General features: G+C 32.2%; 19 protein-coding genes and 4 tRNA genes. 3 read left to right on the top strand and 20 right to left on the bottom strand.

The window, feature by feature from the left end; all coding sequences use genetic code 11:
• Positions 1-27 precede the first annotated feature (27 nt).
• From OLM55_RS06215 to rluF, 3 genes are all read left to right on the top strand, one after another.
• The gene (locus tag OLM55_RS06215) at positions 28-1,122 is read left to right on the top strand and encodes a Nif3-like dinuclear metal center hexameric protein (protein ID WP_264560542.1); all 1,095 of its coding nucleotides are present in this window, start codon (positions 28-30) and stop codon (positions 1,120-1,122) included.
• A 1-nt stretch (position 1,123) separates the two neighbouring features.
• On the top strand, positions 1,124-1,903 hold the full coding sequence (locus tag OLM55_RS06210) for a zinc ribbon domain-containing protein (RefSeq protein WP_264560541.1): 780 nt from the start codon (positions 1,124-1,126) through the stop codon (positions 1,901-1,903).
• A 143-nt stretch (positions 1,904-2,046) separates the two neighbouring features.
• Complete coding sequence (rluF, locus tag OLM55_RS06205) at positions 2,047-2,835, top strand: 23S rRNA pseudouridine(2604) synthase RluF (protein WP_264560540.1); 789 nt, start codon at positions 2,047-2,049, stop codon at positions 2,833-2,835.
• On the opposite strand, the gene OLM55_RS06200 is transcribed toward rluF, so the two are convergent.
• The 20 genes from OLM55_RS06200 to OLM55_RS06105 all read right to left on the bottom strand — a co-directional run bounded on the left by OLM55_RS06200 (position 2,832) and on the right by OLM55_RS06105 (position 20,799).
• Positions 2,832-3,326 (bottom strand): GNAT family N-acetyltransferase, encoded by a 495-nt coding sequence (locus OLM55_RS06200; RefSeq protein WP_264560539.1) that lies wholly within the window; start codon positions 3,324-3,326, stop codon positions 2,832-2,834. The two genes, rluF and OLM55_RS06200, sit on opposite strands and share 4 nt — an antisense overlap.
• A gap of 58 nt (positions 3,327-3,384) precedes the next feature.
• A complete protein-coding gene (locus OLM55_RS06195; protein WP_264560538.1) occupies positions 3,385-3,693 on the bottom strand; it encodes a DUF3467 domain-containing protein in 309 nt (102 codons plus the stop codon).
• Between the two features lie 77 nt (positions 3,694-3,770).
• A complete protein-coding gene (gene rpoC, locus OLM55_RS06190; RefSeq protein ID WP_264560537.1) occupies positions 3,771-8,078 on the bottom strand; it encodes a DNA-directed RNA polymerase subunit beta' in 4,308 nt (1,435 codons plus the stop codon).
• A 229-nt stretch (positions 8,079-8,307) separates the two neighbouring features.
• On the bottom strand, positions 8,308-12,120 hold the full coding sequence (gene rpoB, locus OLM55_RS06185) for a DNA-directed RNA polymerase subunit beta (RefSeq protein ID WP_264560536.1): 3,813 nt from the start codon (positions 12,118-12,120) through the stop codon (positions 8,308-8,310).
• 124 nt (positions 12,121-12,244) lie between these two features.
• A complete protein-coding gene (gene rplL / locus OLM55_RS06180; protein ID WP_264560535.1) occupies positions 12,245-12,613 on the bottom strand; it encodes a 50S ribosomal protein L7/L12 in 369 nt (122 codons plus the stop codon).
• Positions 12,614-12,669: 56 nt separating this feature from the next.
• The gene (gene rplJ, locus OLM55_RS06175) at positions 12,670-13,167 is read right to left on the bottom strand and encodes a 50S ribosomal protein L10 (RefSeq protein WP_264560534.1); all 498 of its coding nucleotides are present in this window, start codon (positions 13,165-13,167) and stop codon (positions 12,670-12,672) included.
• A gap of 22 nt (positions 13,168-13,189) precedes the next feature.
• Positions 13,190-13,879 (bottom strand): 50S ribosomal protein L1, encoded by a 690-nt coding sequence (gene rplA, locus OLM55_RS06170; RefSeq protein ID WP_264560533.1) that lies wholly within the window; start codon positions 13,877-13,879, stop codon positions 13,190-13,192.
• An 11-nt stretch (positions 13,880-13,890) separates the two neighbouring features.
• Positions 13,891-14,334 (bottom strand): 50S ribosomal protein L11, encoded by a 444-nt coding sequence (rplK, locus tag OLM55_RS06165; protein ID WP_264560532.1) that lies wholly within the window; start codon positions 14,332-14,334, stop codon positions 13,891-13,893.
• A gap of 61 nt (positions 14,335-14,395) precedes the next feature.
• Positions 14,396-14,947 carry a transcription termination/antitermination protein NusG gene (gene nusG / locus OLM55_RS06160; RefSeq protein WP_264560531.1) on the bottom strand — a complete coding sequence of 184 codons (552 nt, stop codon included), beginning with the start codon at positions 14,945-14,947 and terminating at the stop codon, positions 14,396-14,398.
• 7 nt (positions 14,948-14,954) lie between these two features.
• Positions 14,955-15,149, bottom strand: coding sequence for a preprotein translocase subunit SecE (gene secE, locus OLM55_RS06155; RefSeq protein ID WP_264560530.1), 195 nt, complete (start codon positions 15,147-15,149; stop codon positions 14,955-14,957).
• A gap of 15 nt (positions 15,150-15,164) precedes the next feature.
• Positions 15,165-15,235: transfer RNA gene (locus OLM55_RS06150), tRNA-Trp, on the bottom strand.
• Positions 15,236-15,297: 62 nt separating this feature from the next.
• Positions 15,298-16,485 carry an elongation factor Tu gene (tuf, locus tag OLM55_RS06145; RefSeq protein WP_264560529.1) on the bottom strand — a complete coding sequence of 396 codons (1,188 nt, stop codon included), beginning with the start codon at positions 16,483-16,485 and terminating at the stop codon, positions 15,298-15,300.
• 64 nt (positions 16,486-16,549) lie between these two features.
• A tRNA-Thr gene (locus OLM55_RS06140) sits at positions 16,550-16,621 on the bottom strand.
• Between the two features lie 64 nt (positions 16,622-16,685).
• Positions 16,686-16,767, bottom strand: a tRNA-Tyr gene (locus OLM55_RS06135).
• A 36-nt stretch (positions 16,768-16,803) separates the two neighbouring features.
• Positions 16,804-16,877: transfer RNA gene (locus OLM55_RS06130), tRNA-Thr, on the bottom strand.
• 92 nt (positions 16,878-16,969) lie between these two features.
• On the bottom strand, positions 16,970-17,272 hold the full coding sequence (gene hpf, locus OLM55_RS06125) for a ribosome hibernation-promoting factor, HPF/YfiA family (protein ID WP_264560528.1): 303 nt from the start codon (positions 17,270-17,272) through the stop codon (positions 16,970-16,972).
• A gap of 35 nt (positions 17,273-17,307) precedes the next feature.
• The gene (locus OLM55_RS06120; protein ID WP_264560527.1) at positions 17,308-18,204 is read right to left on the bottom strand and encodes a tyrosine-type recombinase/integrase; all 897 of its coding nucleotides are present in this window, start codon (positions 18,202-18,204) and stop codon (positions 17,308-17,310) included.
• A gap of 69 nt (positions 18,205-18,273) precedes the next feature.
• Positions 18,274-18,468, bottom strand: coding sequence for a 30S ribosomal protein S21 (gene rpsU, locus OLM55_RS06115; RefSeq protein ID WP_264560526.1), 195 nt, complete (start codon positions 18,466-18,468; stop codon positions 18,274-18,276).
• 250 nt (positions 18,469-18,718) lie between these two features.
• Entirely contained in the window at positions 18,719-19,885 is a 1,167-nt protein-coding gene (locus tag OLM55_RS06110; RefSeq protein ID WP_264560525.1) for an acyl-CoA dehydrogenase family protein, read from the bottom strand.
• A 26-nt stretch (positions 19,886-19,911) separates the two neighbouring features.
• The gene (locus OLM55_RS06105; protein WP_264560524.1) at positions 19,912-20,799 is read right to left on the bottom strand and encodes a ComEA family DNA-binding protein; all 888 of its coding nucleotides are present in this window, start codon (positions 20,797-20,799) and stop codon (positions 19,912-19,914) included.
• Positions 20,800-20,803: the final 4 nt, after the last annotated feature.

Here is a 20,803-nt window from a genome sequence, read left to right as displayed (position 1 = left end):
AAACCTTTTGGGTTAAATCAATTCGATATGAAATTACAAGAAATCATTTCCGTTTTAGAAGAACTTGCTCCGCTTGCTTATGCCGAAGACTTTGACAATGTAGGCTTATTAGTAGGTAACAGTAACGCAGATATTAACGGAATTCTTGTTTGTCATGATGCTTTAGAAAATGTAATTGACGAAGCTATAGCTAAAAATTGCAATTTAGTAGTTTGCTTCCACCCTATTTTATTTTCGGGGTTAAAGAAAATTACCGGAAAAAATTATGTTGAAAGAGCTATTATCAAAGCTATTAAAAATGACATTGCAATTTATGCACTTCATACTGCTTTAGACAACCATAAAAACGGAGTAAACAAGATATTTTGTGATGCACTTGGCTTAATAAATACGAAAACTTTAATTCCAAAAGAAAACTTTATTCGAAAACTAGTTACTTACACCATTCCAGAAAACGAAACTCATTTAAGAAATGCTCTTTTTGATGCTGGAGCAGGACAAGTTGGTAATTATGAAAACTGCAGTTTTAATTCGGAAGGAATTGGAACCTATTCTGGAGGCGAAGACAGTAATCCTGTAATAGGCTCAAGATTTGAATTTGTTCAAGCAAAAGAGATTAAAATAGAAGTTATTTTTGAAAAATATTTAGAAAACAAAATCTTAAAAGCATTATTTACTAATCACGAATATGAAGAAGTTGCTTATGAAATTTATGAAACCAAAAACAAGCATCAAAATATTGGATTAGGCATGATAGGCGAACTTGAAAATGCATTATCAGAAAATGAATTCTTATCGTTAGTAAAAACTAAAATGCAATGTGGAGGAATAAGACATAGTGCCTTATTAGATAAAAAAATCAAAAAAATAGCCGTTTTAGGCGGTTCGGGCAGCTACGCCATTAAAAACGCAATACAAGCTGGAGCTGATGCTTATTTAACTGCAGATTTAAAATACCACCAATTCTATGAAGCTGAAAATCAACTACTTTTAGCAGATATTGGTCATTTTGAAAGTGAAAGATATACAAAAAATTATATTTTAGATTATCTTAAAGAAAAAATCACTAATTTTGCAATCATTTTATCAGAAGAAAACACTAATCCTGTTCAATATTTTTAATATGGCAAAGACAAAAGAACTAAGCGTAGAAGATAAGTTAAGAGCACTTTATTCATTACAATTAATCGATTCTAAAATTGATGAAATTCGTAATGTAAGAGGTGAATTACCTTTAGAAGTAGATGATTTAGAAGATGAAGTAGCTGGCTTAACTATCCGTTTAGACAAACTTAAAGGAGATTTAGATATTATAGATACTCAAATTAAGGAAAAGAAAAATGCGATTGATGAGCATAAAGCTGCTATCAAAAAATATTTAGAACAACAAAAAAATGTTCGTAACAACAGAGAATTTAACTCTTTAACAAAAGAAGTTGAATTCCAAGAGTTAGAAATTCAATTAGCTGAAAAGCACATTAAAGAAATGAAAGCTTCTATCGAACATAAAAAAGAAGTTTTAAATCAATCTAAAGAGAAACTTGAATCTAAACAACAGCATTTAAAACATAAAAAAGCTGAATTAAGCGACATTATGGCTGAAACTGAAAAAGAAGAAGATTTCTTAAACAAGAAATCAGAAGAATATCAAGGAAAAATTGAAGAACGTTTATTAGCAGCATACAAAAGAATTAGAGGAAGCGTAAGAAACGGTTTAGCTGTTGTATCTATCGAAAGAGGAGCTTCTGCAGGTTCATTCTTTACTATTCCACCTCAAACTCAAATGGAAATTGCTGGTCGTAAGAAAGTATTAACTGATGAGCACAGTGGACGTATTTTAGTAGACAACGTTCTTGCTGAGGAAGAAAGAGAAAAAATGGAAAAACTTTTTGCTAAAATGTAATTCCAATTTTTATATAAAATAAAAAATCCCGCAATAGCGGGATTTTTTATGCTTCATTTTTTTTCTAAATCTCAAGCTGCTATTTACTAATCACTAGTAACTAATTACTACTATACATTCACTAAAAAGATTATCTTTGCATTATGGAAAACAATTTAGTTCGCATCAATAAATTTTTATCAGAAAGTGGTTATTGCTCACGTCGTGAGGCTGATAGACTTATCGACCAAGGAAGAGTAACCATAAACGGAGTTGTGCCAGAAATGGGCACAAAAATTAGCCCGACTGATGAAGTTCGTGTGAATGGCGAATTGATAAAAGAGAAAAAAGACGAACATATTTATTTAGCATACAACAAACCTGAAGGAATTGAATGCACTACCAACTTAGATGTTCGCGATAATATTATTGAAGCAATTAATTACCCTGAACGTATTTTCCCTATTGGTCGTTTAGACAAAGGAAGTGAAGGATTAATTTTCATGACTAATGACGGAGATATTGTAAACAAAATTCTTCGCGCAAGAAACAATCACGAAAAAGAATACATCGTAACCGTAAACAGAACTATTACCGACCGTTTTATTGATCAAATGGCAAATGGAATTCCTATTTTAGATACCATTACGCGTAAATGTAAAGTAGAACGCATTAGCAATAATGTATTTAGAATTGTTTTAACACAAGGTTTAAACCGTCAAATTCGTAGAATGTGCGAATATTTAGATTATGATGTTGTTGCCTTAAAAAGAACTCGTATTATAAACATTAAGTTAGATTTACCTGTTGGAAAATACAGAAATCTAACACCAAAAGAATTAGAAGAGTTAAATTCTTTAATTTCTGATTCTAGTAAAACCGAAGAAGCGAGTTTACCTAGCAACAAAGCCAAATTTACAGGAAGTAGGAATTACGGGAAAAGAAATCGTTAAATTTCAACTTCCATTACATAATCATCCATAATGTAATTATTTCCAATATCAATTACTTCTTCTTTTGTAATTGTAAAGCCTAATTTTTCATAAAATTGTTTGGCGTTATTGTACTTGTTTACATTTAAGAAAACAGCTTTTTGGTTATTTTCTTTTGCTTTTTCTACTACTAAGTTGAAAAATAATTTTCCAACTCCTGTTCCTTGTGTTTCGGGCAACACGTATATTTTATGAATTTTTGTTTTGTGAGGTTCACAATTTATTTCATAAGCTACAAAACCTACAAATTTTTCAGCATCATTCTTTACTAAGTAAAAAACATGTTTCTTTTCCTCCATTTGCTGTTTTAAAGCGGTTTCAGAGTAAAACATGCTCAACATATAAGTCAATTGCTCAGGCGAAAGAATTTCTCCATAAGCAGATGGCCAAATAGCGTATGCCAAATCTTTAATAATACTAAGGTGTGATGAATTTGCTAAAACTGCTTCCATATTGTAGAATTTATACAAAAATAAAAAAGTCCCGCTAATTGTGCGAGACTTTATTTTATTAAGCTTGACCTGTAGGTCCAAAATTAAGTGGCATGTGAGGTTGATCACCTTCTTTAATTTCTCCATGAGCAGCTTCAAATCGTTGAATATTTTCAGCTAATGCTTTTAATAATCTTTTAGCATGTTGAGGCGTTAAAATAATTCTCGATTTTACTTTTGCCTTTGGGGCTCCTGGCATAACCGAAACATAATCCAATACAAACTCGCTATTTGAATGATTAATAATAGCTAAATTAGAATAAATTCCTTCAGCTATTTTCTCATCTAACTCAATGTTAATTTGTCCTTGTGGGTTGTTATTTTCCATAATTAGTTGTTTTAAAAAAAGCCTAACAGAAACATCTGTTAGGCTTTTAAGTTATTTTGAAAGCTTAAAGATGAATATTAGTAATTAAATTCTTCTTTAGCAGCCATTAATTCATTGAATTCTTCTTTAGAACCTACAATTATATCATCATAATCTCTCATACCTGTTCCGGCTGGGATTCTATGTCCTACAATTACATTTTCTTTCAATCCTTCTAATGTATCAATTTTACCTGCAACAGCAGCTTCATTTAATACTTTAGTAGTTTCCTGGAACGACGCAGCAGAAATGAAAGATTTAGTTTGTAAAGAAGCTCTTGTAATACCTTGTAATACAGGTGTTGCAGTTGCTTGAATAACATCTCTAGCTACAACCAAGTTTTGATCATTACGTTTTAAGATAGAATTTTCATCTCTTAATTGACGTGGTGAAATAATTTGACCTGCTTTAAGTGTTTCAGAGTCTCCTGCATCTTCAACAACCTTCATTCCGTATAACTTATCATTTTCAACGATAAAATCTCTTGTATGAGCTAATTGATCTTCTAATAATAAAGTATCACCTGGATCAACAATTCTTACTTTACGCATCATTTGACGTATTACTACTTCAAAGTGCTTATCGTTAATTTTTACTCCTTGTAAACGGTACACTTCTTGAATTTCATTTACAAGATATTGTTGTACAGCTGAAGGTCCTTTAATATTTAAGATATCAACTGGAGTAATTGCACCGTCTGATAATGGAGTACCTGCTTTAACAAAGTCATTTTCTTGAACAAGAATTTGATTTGATAATTTAACTAGGTATTTCTTAACATCTCCAAATTTAGATTCAATTGCAATTTCTCTATTTCCTCTTTTAATTTTACCAAAAGTAACAACACCGTCAATTTCAGAAACTACAGCCGGATTTGAAGGATTACGAGCTTCTAATAACTCAGTAATTCTTGGTAAACCTCCTGTAATATCACTTGATTTAGAAGAACGACGAGGAATTTTAACAAGAATTTTCCCTGCTTTAATTTTCTCTCCGTCATCTACCATCATGTGAGCACCTACTGGTAAGTTGTATGAACGAATTAATTCACCGTCTTTACCATAAATGTGCAATGTTGGGATTAATTTTTTGTTACGAGCTTCAGAAACAACTTTTTCTTGGAAACCTGTTTGTTCATCAATCTCAACAGCAAAAGTTTCACCTTGCTTAAGATCTTCATATTCTACTTTACCTGTAAACTCAGAAATAATAACTCCGTTATATGGATCCCATTTACAAATAGTTGTTCCTTTTTCAACAGTATCACCATCTTTAACAAAGATACTTGAACCGTAAGGTATATTATGTGTATTTAAAACAATTCCTGTTTTAATATCTACTAATTTTAACTCTGTTGAACGAGAAATAACAGTATTAACAGTATTACCTTCAGCATCTTCACTTTTAACTGTTTTTAAATCTTCTATTTCAAGTTTACCTGCAAAACGAGTTACAATACTTGATTCTTCAGAAATACCTCCAGCAACCCCTCCAACGTGGAATGTACGTAGTGTTAACTGAGTACCTGGCTCACCAATAGATTGAGCAGCAATAACTCCTACTGCTTCACCTCTTTGAGTCATTTTACCTGTTGCAAGGTTACGTCCATAACATTTAGCACAAATTCCTTTTTCTGCCTCACACGTTAATGGAGAACGAACTTCGATTTGCTCTAATGGAGACTCGTTTATTGCTTGCAAAGCATGTTCTTTAATTTCTTCACCAGCCTTAACAATAACTTCAGAAGTTAATGGATTAATGATATCATTTAAAGTAACACGTCCTAAAATTCTCTCACCTAAAGTTTCAACAATTTCTTCATTTTTCTTTAAGGCAGAAACTTCTACACCTCTAAGAGTACCACAATCTACAGAGTTTACAATAACATCTTGAGACACATCATGTAACCTTCTTGTTAAGTAACCTGCATCGGCCGTTTTAAGAGCTGTATCGGCAAGACCTTTACGAGCACCGTGAGTAGAAATAAAGTATTCAAGAATTGAAAGTCCTTCTTTAAAGTTAGAAAGAATTGGATTCTCAATAATTTCACCACCACCAGCAGTAGATTTTTTAGGCTTAGCCATTAATCCACGCATACCAGTTAACTGACGAATTTGTTCTTTAGAACCCCTTGCTCCAGAATCAAGCATCATATATACAGAGTTAAAACCTTGTTGGTCTTCTCTAATATTTTTCATTGCTAGTTCTGTTAACTGAGCATTAGCAGAAGTCCATATATCAATAACTTGGTTATAACGTTCGTTATTAGTAATAAGACCCATGTTATAATTCAAAGAAATTCCTTCAACCTGAGTACGAGCATCAGCAATTAACTGAGGTTTTTGATCTGGAATTCTAATATCTCCTAATGAGAATGATAAACCACCTTGGAAGGCAAATTTATATCCCATATTTTTAATATTATCTAAGAATTCTGCAGTTACAGGAACACTAGTTACACCTAGAATTTTACCAATAATATCACGTAATGATTTTTTAGTTAAAACTTCATTGATATAACCTGCTTCTTCAGGAACAACTTCATTAAATAAAACTCTACCAGCAGTTGTTTTAATAATTTGGTTTACTAACTCACCTTTTTCATTAAAATCTTTTGCTCTTACTTTTATACTAGCATTAAGTTCTAATCTTCCTTCATTTAAAGCGATATTTACCTCTTCAGCAGAATAGAAAGTTAAACCTTGTCCTTTAATTGTTCTTGTTTCGTCAGACAAACGTTCTTTAGTCATATAATAAAGACCAAGTACCATGTCTTGAGAAGGTACTGTAATTGGAGCACCATTTGCAGGATTCAAGATATTATGAGAAGCCAACATTAATAATTGACATTCTAAAATAGCTTCTGGTCCTAATGGTAAGTGAACAGCCATCTGGTCACCATCGAAATCGGCATTGAATGCTGTACATACTAATGGGTGTAACTGGATTGCTTTCCCTTCAATTAATTTTGGCTGGAAAGCCTGAATACCTAATCTGTGTAACGTAGGAGCACGGTTAAGCATAACTGGGTGTCCTTTAATTACATTTTCAAGGATATCCCAAACTACTGGCTCTTTTTTGTCTATAATTTTCTTTGCAGATTTAACTGTTTTTACAATTCCTCTTTCTATTAATTTACGAATAACAAAAGGTTTGTATAATTCTGCTGCCATGTCTTTTGGCAATCCACATTCATACAATTTTAATTCTGGACCAACAACAATTACCGAACGAGCTGAATAATCAACACGCTTACCAAGTAAGTTTTGACGGAAACGACCTTGTTTACCTTTTAACGAATCAGATAAAGATTTTAACGGTCTGTTAGATTCAGTTTTAACAGCTGAAGCTTTTCTTGTGTTATCGAATAACGAATCTACAGATTCTTGTAGCATACGTTTTTCGTTTCTTAAGATAACTTCTGGCGCTTTAATTTCAACTAATCTTTTTAAACGATTATTACGGATAATAACTCTTCTGTATAAGTCATTTAAATCTGAAGTAGCAAAACGACCACCGTCAAGAGGCACAAGAGGACGTAATTCTGGTGGTATAACCGGAATTGCTTTTAAAATCATCCATTCAGGATTATTTTCTCTGTTTTTGTTAGCTTCACGAAAAGATTCAACAACGTTTAATCTTTTTAATGCTTCCGTTTTTCTTTGTTTAGATGTTTCTGTATTAGCTGCATGACGTAACTCATATGAAAGTTCATCTAAGTTAATACGAGCTAATAAATCCATAATACATTCAGCACCCATTTTGGCGATGAATTTATTAGGATCGTTGTCATCTAAATATTGGTTTTCCATAGGAATAGTATCTAAAATATTTAAATACTCTTCTTCTGTTAAGAAATCTAGTCTTTTTAAATCCTCACCTTCTGGTCCTTTAGCAATACCAGCTTGAATAACTACATATCTTTCGTAGTAGATAATCATGTCTAATTTCTTAGAAGGTAAACCTAATAAATAACCTATTTTATTTGGTAAAGAACGGAAATACCAGATATGTGCAATTGGTACAACTAAATTAATGTGACCAACTCTATCTCTACGTACTTTTTTCTCTGTAACTTCAACTCCACATCGATCACAAACGATTCCTTTATAACGAATCCTCTTGTATTTTCCACATGCACATTCATAATCTTTTACTGGACCGAAAATACGCTCACAGAAAAGACCGTCTCTTTCTGGTTTATGCGTACGATAGTTTATAGTTTCAGGCTTTAAAACCTCACCTCTTGACTCAGATAAAATTGATTCAGGAGATGCTAATCCAATCGTAATTTTGTTAAATCTCTTTACAGGATTTTTATCTTTATTATTTCTATTATTCATCATAGCTTTTACTATTGATTTATGTACAACTAAAAAATTGATTTTGTTTTATGTTTAAAATTCATAAAACCATTAACCTCGAATTACTTCTCTAAACTTCTAACCGCTGTTATGAAGTGCTAATTATAATAAAAATTATAAAAAATCGGAACGGTTTACGGGTATAAATCCTAAAAACTTATAAAATGAGTAATCAGCCCCAAAAAAATGAGACTGACTACTAAAAAAATATTTATTCTTCTAATCTGATATCTAAACCAAGACCTTTTAATTCATGCATTAATACATTAAATGATTCTGGCAATCCTGGTTCTGGCATAGATTCACCTTTAACGATTGCTTCGTAAGATTTAGCTCTACCAATAACATCATCAGATTTAACTGTCAAGATTTCTCTTAAAGTACTAGAAGCTCCATAAGCCTCTAGAGCCCAAACCTCCATTTCTCCAAAACGCTGACCTCCAAACTGTGCTTTACCACCTAATGGTTGTTGAGTAATTAAAGAGTACGGTCCGATAGAACGAGCATGCATCTTATCATCAACCATATGTCCTAATTTAAGCATGTAAATTACACCTACAGTTGCTGGTTGATGGAAACGTTCTCCTGTTCCTCCATCATATAAATAGGTATGACCGAATCTTGGGATTCCTGCTTCATCAGTAAACTCGTTAATTTGATCTAAAGTAGCACCATCAAAAATAGGAGTAGCAAACTTTCTTCCTAAATTCATTCCAGCCCAACCTAGAACAGTTTCATAAATCTGACCAATGTTCATACGAGAAGGTACTCCAAGTGGATTTAAAACAATATCAACTGGTGTTCCATCTTCTAAGAAAGGCATATCTTCATGACGAACGATTCTTGCAACAATACCTTTGTTACCGTGACGTCCTGCCATTTTATCACCAACTTTAAGCTTACGTTTTTTAGCAATATAAACTTTTGCAAGTTTTAATATTCCAGCCGGAAGTTCATCTCCAACAGTGATTGTAAACTTCTCTCTTCTTAACCAACCTTGTAAATCATTTAATTTGATTTTATAGTTGTGAATTAAGTCATTTACTAACTTGTTTGTAGCATCATCAGTTGCCCATTGTCCTTTTGTAAGGTGTGCAAAATCTTCTACTGAGTTAAGCATTTTTTGAGTATATTTTTTACCTTTTGGTAATACTTCTTCACCCAAATCATTCATAACACCTTGAGATGTTTTACCATTTACAATAGCAAATAATTTTTCTACAAGAACGTCTTTTAAGTCGTTATATTTTACTTGATATTCTGTTTCAAGATTATCAATATCTTCTTTATCTTTAGAACGCTTACGCTTATCTTTTACAGCTTTAGCAAATAATTTTTTATCTAAAACTACACCATGTAATGATGGAGAAGCTTTTAATGAAGCATCCTTAACATCTCCTGCTTTATCACCGAAGATTGCACGTAATAATTTTTCTTCTGGAGTTGGATCAGATTCACCTTTTGGAGTAATCTTTCCAATTAGAATATCGCCAGGCTTAACCTCTGCACCAATTCTAATCATTCCATTTTCATCTAAATCTTTTGTTGCTTCCTCAGAAACATTAGGAATATCATTAGTTAACTCTTCGTTACCTAATTTAGTATCTCTAACCTCTAATGAATAGTCATCAATGTGGATAGATGTGAAAATATCATCACGAACTACTTTTTCAGAAATTACGATTGCATCCTCAAAATTATATCCTTTCCATGGCATAAAGGCAACCTTCAAGTTTCTTCCTAAAGCCAATTCTCCTTTTTGAGTTGCATATCCTTCACAAAGTACTTGACCTTTAGAAACTCTATCACCTTTTCTTACGATAGGTTTTAAGTTAATACTTGTACTTTGATTCGTTTTTCTAAACTTTATTAATTTATATGTCTTATCATCAGCATCAAAACTAACTAAACGCTCAGCATCAGTTCTATCATATTTGATAGTAATTTCGTTTGCATCAACATAAGTAACAGTACCGTCACCCTCAGCGTTAATTAAAACTCTTGAATCTGAAGCTACTTGTCTCTCTAAACCAGTACCAACAATAGGAGCTTCTGGACGTAATAAAGGAACTGCTTGACGCATCATATTAGATCCCATCAAAGCACGGTTGGCATCATCATGTTCCAAGAATGGAATTAAAGATGCAGAAATAGATGCAATTTGATTTGGAGCAACATCTGTATAATGAACCTGTGATGGATCAACAACAGGAAAATCACCTTCTTCTCTAGCAATTACTTTGTCAGCTAATATTTTACCGTTAGCATCCATTTCAATATTAGCTTGAGCAATCATTTTACCTTCTTCTTCTTCAGCGCTTAAGTAAATAGGTGTGCTCTCAATATCGATAACACCATCTGTTACTTTACGATAAGGAGTTTCAATGAATCCCATTGCATTAACTTTTGCATAAACACCTAAAGATGAAATCAAACCAATGTTTGGTCCCTCAGGAGTTTCAATAGGACATAAACGACCATAATGAGTATAGTGAACATCTCGAACCTCGAAACCAGCTCTTTCTCTAGATAAACCTCCAGGTCCAAGTGCAGATAAACGACGTTTGTGAGTAATCTCAGCTAATGGATTCGTTTGATCCATAAATTGAGATAACTGATTTGTTCCAAAGAATGAGTTAATTACAGAAGACAAAGTCTTAGCATTAATCAAATCAATAGGAGTAAACACTTCATTATCTCTAACGTTCATTCTTTCACGAATAGTTCTAGCCATACGAGCTAAACCAACACCAAATTGTGAAGAAAGTTGTTCACCAACTGTTCTTACACGACGGTTTGATAAGTGATCAATATCATCAATCTCAGCTTTCGAGTTGATTAATTCAATTAAGTACTTAACTATTGTAATAATATCTTCTTTAGTTAAGACTTGCTTATCCATAGCAATATCTAAACCAAGTTTTTTGTTCATTCTATAACGACCTACTTCACCTAAGTTGTAACGTTGGTCAGAGAAGAATAATTTATCAATAATACCTCTTGCAGTTTCCTCATCTGGCGGTTCTGCATTACGTAATTGTCTATAAATATGTTCAACAGCTTCTTTTTCAGAATTTGTTGGATCTTTTTGAAGTGTATTGTGGATAATAGTATAATCTGCCGCGTTATTATCCTCTTTGTGTAAAAGGATAGTTTTAACGTCAGCATCTAAAATTTCTTCAACATTGTCTTTATCTAAAACCGTATCACGATCTAAAATAATTTCATTTCTTTCAATAGAAACTACTTCTCCAGTATCTTCATCAACGAAATCTTCATGCCATGTATTTAAAACACGAGCAGCAAGTCTTCGTCCAATATATTTTTTTAAACCTGTTTTAGAAACTTTAACTTCTTCAGCAAGATCAAATATTTCAAGAATATCTTTATCTCTTTCGAAACCAATAGCTCTAAATAAAGTTGTTACAGGTAATTTTTTCTTTCTATCAATATAAGCGTACATAACACTATTGATATCTGTAGCAAATTCAATCCAAGAACCTTTAAAAGGTATAACTCTTGCAGAATATAGCTTTGTTCCATTTGCATGGAAAGATTGTCCAAAGAATACACCTGGAGATCTATGTAATTGAGATACAACTACACGTTCTGCACCATTAATTACAAAAGTTCCACTTGGCGCCATATAAGGTATAGTCCCTAAATAAACATCTTGAACAATAGTTTCAAAATCTTCATGTTCTGGGTCAGTACAATATAATTTAAGCCTAGCTTTTAATGGTACACTATAAGTCAACCCTCTGTCTATACACTCTTGTATTGAATAACGTGGTGGATCGACAAAGTAATCAAGGAATTCCAATACAAAGTTATTTCTTGTATCTGTAATTGGGAAATTTTCCATGAAGGTATTATAGAGACCTTCGTTGCCTCTTTCATCAGATTTGGTTTCTAGTTGGAAAAAATCTTGAAAAGATTTTACCTGAATATCTAGAAAATCCGGATAATCTGGGATGTTTTTTGTTGAAGCAAAATTTAATCTTTCAGTCTGATTAGCAATCATCTATGGACAAATTTTTATTAAGAAAATAATTTAAAACGTATATTAACATAATATACGCAAAATGGTTTAGGCCTTTGAGAGTCAATCTCAAGGCCTAAACCTGGTTTTTTAAACTAAGTTTAGCTTATTTAAGCTCAACAACAGCTCCTGCCTCTTCTAAAGATTTTTTAAGACCTTCAGCCTCATCTTTAGAAACCCCTTCTTTTACATTAGTTGGAGCAGAATCTACGATATCTTTAGCTTCTTTAAGACCTAAACCTGTTAATTCTTTAACAGCTTTTACTACAGCTAATTTAGAAGCACCAGCTTCTTTTAATACTACTGTAAATTCAGTTTGTGCTTCTGCACCAGCATCACCACCACCAGCAGCAACTACTACAGCTGCAGCAGCTGGTTCGATACCATACTCATCTTTTAATATTGTAGCTAATTCATTAACTTCTTTAACTGTTAAGTTAACTAATTGCTCTGCGAATTGTTTTAAATCTGCCATTTTTTCTATCTTTAATGATTTTGTAAAATATAATTTTTATTAAGTGCGTTCTTTTATTATTCAGCAACCTCTTCTTTACCTTCTTGGTTTTGAAGAGCAGCAATAACTCTTTGTGCTGGAGATTGAAGTAATCCGATGATTTCACCAATAACTTCAGCTCTAGATTTGATTGCTGCAAGGTTATCAAGATTTTCATCTCCGATATAAATATCTTCAGTTATGAAAGCTCCTTTTAAAAGAGGTTTTTTACCTTTTTTACGGAATTCTTTAATAATTTTTGCAGGTCCATTAGCTGTCTCAGCAATCATCATTGAAGTATTACCTTTTAATACGCTTGCTAAATCTCCGAAGTTAAGATCAGAAGCCTCCATAGCTTTAGCTAATAAAGTATTCTTAACAACTTCTAATTTTATATTTGCTTTAAAACAAGCTCTTCTTAAGCTTGAAGTAGTAGCTGCATCTAAACCAGATGTATCCGCTAAATAAATAACATTAACACCAGCTAACTTTGCAGTTAAATCTTCAATCGCGATTGATTTTTCTTCTCTAGTCATACTAAAAATTTTTAACTACCAATTATACTGCCTTAGGATCTAAAGCAATAGCAGGACTCATTGTACTTGTAAGATATATAGACTTAATATAAGTACCCTTTGCTGCAGTTGGTTTTAATTTGATTAATGTTTGAATTATTTCGTGTGCATTATCATAGATCTTGTTAGCATCGAAAGAAACTCTTCCAATACCAGCATGCACTATACCTGTTTTATCAACTTTAAAGTCAATTTTACCAGACTTAACTTCTTCAACAGCTTTAGCTACATCCATAGTTACAGTTCCAGTTTTAGGGTTTGGCATTAAACCTCTAGGTCCTAAAATACGACCTAATGGCCCTAATTTACCCATAACAGCTGGCATAGTGATGATAACATCAACATCCGTCCAACCATCTTTAATTTTTTGAAGATAATCATCTAAACCTACATAGTCTGCACCTGCAGCTTTAGCTTCAGCTTCTTTATCTGGAGTAACTAATGCTAATACTCTAACATCTTTTCCAGTACCATGAGGAAGTGTAACAACACCTCTAACCATTTGGTTTGCTTTTCTAGGATCAACTCCTAAACGAACAGCAATATCTACAGACTCATCAAATTTTGCAGAAGCAACTTCTTTAAGTAATGCAGAAGCATCTTTTAAAGAATATAATTTGTTCTTATCAATTTTTAATGCAGCCTCTTTTTGTTTCTTTGTTAATTTTGCCATGTCTAATTCTTTTAACTATTAAAAGGAGCATCTCCTGTTACTGTTATACCCATAGATCTAGCTGTACCAGCTAACATACTCATTGCCGATTCCATTGTAAATGCATTTAAATCTGGCATTTTGTCCTCTGCAATAGTTCTAATTTGATCCCAAGTAACACTAGCTACTTTTTTACGGTTAGGCTCTCCTGAACCAGACTTTACTTTAGCCGCTTCTAAAATTTGAATCGCTGCTGGTGGTGTTTTTACAATAAAATCGAAAGATTTATCTTTGTACACAGTAATTTGTACTGGTAACACTTTGCCGGGTTTATCTTGTGTTCTAGCATTAAATTGCTTACAGAACTCCATGATGTTAACTCCAGCAGCACCCAAAGCAGGTCCAACCGGTGGCGATGGATTCGCTGCACCTCCCTTAACTTGTAGTTTAACTACTTTACTAACTTCTTTTGCCATTTTTTAAATTTTAGCACATTTTCATTGGAAGCGAAAATGTGGTTTATATATGTAACAAATATTATACTTTTTCAACTTGCATAAAACTTAACTCTAATGGTGTTTTTCTTCCAAAAATTTTAACCATTACCTCAAGTTTACGCTTTTCTTCATTAACTTTTTCAATAGTTCCATTGAAACCATTAAAAGGCCCATCAACAACCTTTACTGTTTCACCAACAGAATAAGGTATAGCAACATTGTCAATTTTAACAGACAACTCATCAACTTTACCTAACATTCTATTAACTTCCGACATTCTTAAAGGAACAGGCTCTCCACCTTTTGTTTCTCCAAGAAAACCGATTACACCAGGAATAGATTTAATAATATGAGGAACCTCACCAGTAAGATTAGCTTCAACCATTATATAACCCGGAAAATATACCTTTTCCTTAGCTATTTTTTTACCATCTCTAACCTGAACAACTTTCTCAGTAGGAACAAGTACCTGAGAAACATAATCCTCCATACCCAAACGCACTGTTTCAGTTTCAATATAAGCTTTTACTTTATTTTCTTGCCCACTTACAGCTCTTACTACATACCACTTTTTAACACTGTTCTCAGCCATAAATAAATTATTTTATTAAATTAAAAAACCCTTCAAGAGCCTTTACAAATAACTCATCAACACCGAAAGTTAAAAGAGCAAATAATATCGAAAAAACAGCTACAACAATAGTTAAACGTTGAACTTCAGCCCATTCAGGCCAAGTTACATTTGTTTTCAACTCGTGAAAAGCTTCAGATATATAATTAACTAATTTTGTCATTATCTTTATAATTTGCACGGGCGGAGGGATTCGAACCCCCATCAACGGTTTTGGAGACCGCTATTCTACCCTTGAACTACGCCCGTTTATTGAAGCCAGTTGATGAATTCACATCAACTGGCTTTAAAAATATCTATAAACTAATTAATTAGTCTAAAATTTCAGTAACCTGACCTGCACCTACAGTTCTACCTCCTTCACGGACAGCAAAACGTAAACCTACAGATAATGCGATTGGACTTAATAAATTAACTTCAATAGTCAAGTTATCTCCAGGCATAACCATCTCTACACCAGCTGGTAAAGTAATAGTTCCTGTAACATCAGTAGTACGTACATAAAACTGAGGACGGTAATTATTATGGAATGGAGTATGACGTCCACCTTCTTCTTTTTTCAAGATATAAACCTCTGCTTTGAAATGAGCGTGTGGCTTAACAGAACCTGGCTTAACAATAACCATTCCTCTTTTAATATCTTCTTTAGCAATACCTCTTAATAAGATACCTGCATTATCTCCTGCCTCACCTCTATCAAGGATTTGACGGAACATCTCAATACCAGTAATAGTAGAAGTTAACTTATCAGCACCCATACCAATAATCTCAACTGCATCACCCGTATTAGCAATACCAGTTTCGATACGACCTGTAGCAACAGTTCCACGACCTGTAATTGTAAATACATCCTCAACAGGCATCAAGAAAGGCTTATCAATATCACGAGCAGGTAATTCAATCCAGTTATCAACCGCATCCATTAACTCCATGATAGTAGCAACCCATTTAGCATCACCATTTAACCCTCCTAAAGCAGAACCTTGAATAACAGGACCATTATCACCATCATATTGATAGAAAGATAATAAATCTCTAATCTCCATTTCTACTAATTCAAGTAACTCAGCATCATCAACCATATCCACTTTATTCATGAATACAACCATACGAGGAATACCTACCTGACGACCTAAAAGGATATGCTCTCTTGTTTGAGGCATAGGTCCATCTGTAGCAGCAACTACTAAGATAGCTCCATCCATTTGAGCAGCACCAGTAACCATGTTCTTTACATAATCCGCGTGACCTGGACAGTCAACGTGAGCGTAATGACGATTAGCTGTTGAATACTCAACATGAGATGTATTAATTGTAATACCTCTTTCTTTTTCTTCTGGAGCATTATCAATTTGGTCAAATGATTTTGCCTCAGACAAACCTGCATCAGACAATACTTTTGTAATTGCAGCTGTTAATGTAGTTTTTCCGTGATCTACGTGCCCGATTGTACCAATATTTAAGTGCGGTTTCGAACGATCAAAATTTCCTTTTGCCATGACTTAATGATTTTTAATCTTAGTGTTATATAATATATTAGTGTTCAAATTTAAACAACTTATGAGCCAATGACGGGATTTGAACCCGTGACCTCTTCCTTACCAAGGAAGCACTCTACCCCTGAGCTACACCGGCTAAAATTCCTCAGGTCTATAACTATAAAGTTATTATTTTTCAACTTATTAAATACAAAAAAATGTGGGGAGAGCAGGATTCGAACCTGCGAAGATGTAATCAGCGGATTTACAGTCCGCCCTCGTTGGCCGCTTGAGTATCTCCCCATTTAAACATTTAATTTTCAGTATCTTAAGAACTTGAGCCGATAGAGGGACTCGAACCCACGACCTGCTGATTACAAATCAGCTGCTCTAGCCAGCTGAGCTACATCGGCATATTTTATTAAAAAAGCCCGCTATTTCTAACGGACTGCAAATGTATATAATTTATTTTTTAATCAAAACTTTTTTTGCTTTTTTTTTACATTTAAGAAAACATTCTAATTTTCTCTTTCCTTTTCACTAACATTCTTTCAGCAGAACTTGCTGCAGAATCAATAGCCTCCTCAAATGATTTACTTGTTTTCTTTACAAGAATTTCATCACCAGGTACATGTATTTTAATCTCTACGGTTTTATTCTCTTTATCACTAGTGTTCTCTAATTTTAAATAAACATCAGAAGCAACAACCTTATCATAATACTTTTCTAGCTTATCTAATTTTTCTTGAATAAAATCAACAAGTTTTCTGTCGATATTAAAATTTACTGCGTGAATATCTACCTTCATATTATATTTAATTTAGGTTAAGTTAAACATTTGAATTATTTTTTGTTTCTAGGATGCGCGTTCTTATATACATTTTGAATCTCAGACAAACTGCTATGAGTATAAATTTGCGTTGAAGACAAACTTGAATGACCCAACAATTCTTTTACTGAATTTAAATCAGCTCCATTATTTAGCAAATGAGTTGCAAATGAATGCCTAAGAACGTGCGGACTCTTTTTTATTTTTTGAGACACAGTACTAAAGTAATCATTTATTAATCTATAAACAAACGATTCGCTTATTTTATGACCTTTTTTTGATAAAATTAACACGTCATTCTCAATAGCTTTATCTATACCTTTTTTTTCTAATAAATACTTTTTAATTAAATCTATAGTACAATCTAGAAGCGGAATAATTCTTTCCTTATTTCTTTTTCCCAAAACCTTAATTGTTTTATTTAAAAGATCTACATTACTTAATTTCAATCCTATTAATTCAGCTCTCCTTATTCCTGTAGTGTAAAAAAGCTCTATAATTAAATAATTTCGTATTCCCTCAAAATCAGAATTATAAATATTTAAATTAAAAACATCATTTAATTCATTTTCAGAAAATGGAATTTGAACTTTTTTTGCCGTTTTCAATGATTTATGTTTTAAAAGCGGATTTTGTTGAATTGCTTTTATTTTTAGCAAAAACCTATAGAATGATTTTAACGAGGAAATTTTTCTGTTTACAGATATATTTGAATTATCACTTTCAACTAAAAAAACAATCCAATTTCTGATTAAAGAATAATTGACATTTTCCAACTGAACATTATCGTGATTATTCACCAAGTATTGTTTAAAAGAACTAACATCTCTTAAATAAGCTTTTATTGTATGAACTGAGTAGTTCTTTTCTTTTAATAAGTAATTCTGGTATGCATTTAAATTTGAATCCATAAAAAAACCGCTAGACACAAAGTTACACTTTATTATCTAACGGTTATATTATTTAGTAATCTATAATTACTATCCTTCTAAAGCGTCATTCATTCGTTGAATATAATATGCTTTTTGGATTTTAGCTCTGTTTGTAACAGACGGTTTAATGAATTGTTGACGTGCACGTAACTGACGAACAGTTCCTGTTTTATCAAATTTTCTCTTATAGCGTTTTAGCGCTTTGTCGATATTTTCTCCGTCTTTAATTGGTATAATTAACATAATCTTGACACCTCCTCTCGTTAAGAGTGCAAAACTATAAAATAATTATGAATTATAAGTTATGATTTCTTAATTATTTTAATAGATTTTATTTTTGAACTAAAACTGACGCCTCTAGCTCAAATGGAAACAACGTCCTTTATATTTTAATAAAAGACATGGACGACAACTGCATCGGCTTAAAAAAAGTCAAGATATAATTACCTATATCTTGACTTTTTTATTTATTATATGCTTTTTAAATTATTAACTACTTTACAGCAGGTTTATAATCTTGATTATCTATTATCATTTTTGATAAAATTTCCTTTAAAATTTCTGATGTCCCTCCTCCAATTGGTCCTAAGCGGCTATCTCTAGACAATCGTGCTAATGGATATTCTTCCATATAACCATAACCTCCTAAAAACTGCAAACAACTATAAATGGTTTCATCAGCAACTTTAGTTGATTTCAGTTTAGCCATAGTTGCTTCCTTAACAACATATTCTCCTTTATCTAAACGAGCTACTGCAGCATAGTTAAAAACTTTACAATGCTCTACGTCTGTTGCATGTTCAACCATTTTATGTCTTAAAGCTTGAAACTTATTAATTGTTTTACCAAAAGCTTCTCTTTGCGACATATAATCTATAGTATAATTTATAGCATATTCTGCTCTTGCATGAGCATTAATAGCCATTATTAATCTTTCTAAAGCGAAATGCTGCATTATATAAGGAAAGCCTTTCCCTTCTTCACCCATAAGATTTTCAACCGGGATTTCAACATTATCAAAAGCTATTTCCGCAGTATCAGAAGCTCTCCATCCTAACTTATCTAACTTAGTAGCAGAAACACCTTTAAGATTTGTATCTATTAAAAAAATACTTATTCCTTTATTACCAAGTTCTACATTTGTTTTTGCAGCAACCACATAATAATCAGCATATACACCATTAGTTATAAATGTTTTAGAACCATTAATAATGTATTTATCACCTTTTTTTTCTGCTATTGTTCGCATGCCAGCAACATCGCTTCCTCCAAAAGGCTCAGTAATACAAAGAGCTCCTATTTTATCACCCGAAATACTTGGCGCTAAATAATCTTGTTTAATTCTATCATCACCTTCAGCATTTAAATGCGTCATAGCTAAATAAGAGTGTGCCCACATTGCAGCTGCAAAACCAGCAGAATTAATTTTTTGAAGTTCTTCTAAAAAAATAACGGTATAAAACAAATCTAAATTCATTCCTCCATAAGCTTCTGGATAACGAATCCCAAAAAAACCCATTTCACCAAATTTTTTCCAAATAAAACGTTCTATAGTTCCTGTTTTTTCCCATTTTTCAATGTGAGGTACAACTTCTTTTTGTAAAAAATCGCGAAAACTTGCTCTAAACATTTCATGTTCTTCAGTGAAATATATACTCATGTGTAACTTACTTTTGTGTTAATTTTTTAGAATTCCAAATATAAGGCTATTATTTTTAATTTTTCATTAGGCATTCCTTTAATTTTTGTTAAATCATCAATACTTTTAAAATCTCCATTCATACTTCTGTAAGTAACAATTTCTTTTGCAAGCGTGTATTTAAAATAAGGAAATTTAGCCAGCTCTTTTATTGATTGATTGTTAATATTTACTTTTTTAATTTGAATATTTGGCTTAACAAAAAACCTCTTTTTTATATCGACTAAAGCTTCTGGAGAAACTCCCCACACAAATTCTAATTGATCAATTGATGCGAAAGCACCGAACTTTTCTTTTTCCTGTAAAATAATATCTGAAATTTTATCTCCAATTCCATAAACCTCCATAATTTCTTCTTTAGTAGCAATATTAATATCTTTTTGAGTTATTACTTTTTCAGTTTTATTATAAAACTTATGAGAAGAGTTATTTTGATATTTATTTTTTTTCGTAACCCAATCTGGAAATTTAAAATTTGGAGAAATTATTTTTAATAAAGAATCTGAAACTTTAGTCACATCCTGAAATTCTTTAGCAGAATTAACAAACTTATTATTTTCTCTATATTTATGCAACCTATCAATTTCATTAACCGACATACCTAACAAATACCCTTTATAATCGGATATGAAATTTGGATTAAAAGGTAAAATTGTAAACTTTTTTACTTTAGAAATTGCATTTAAACTATCTATTTCAGATTGAACCAAAAGCCAATCTTTGTTAATATTTTTTTCTTTTGATGAAGTTTCAAATTTAGAAAAATCGATAAAAAAATACATTAATTGAACCAATACAATTAAAACAATAAGCAAAAAAATCCCACCTCTATGTTCTTTAGAAAATAGGAAATGGGATTTTATATTATGAAACATAACT

This window comes from Flavobacterium sp. N2270 (assembly GCF_025947225.1).
Classification (GTDB): domain Bacteria; phylum Bacteroidota; class Bacteroidia; order Flavobacteriales; family Flavobacteriaceae; genus Flavobacterium.
The sequence above is the reverse complement of the archived record's forward strand: the minus strand, read 5'-3'. Positions and strand labels throughout refer to the sequence as shown.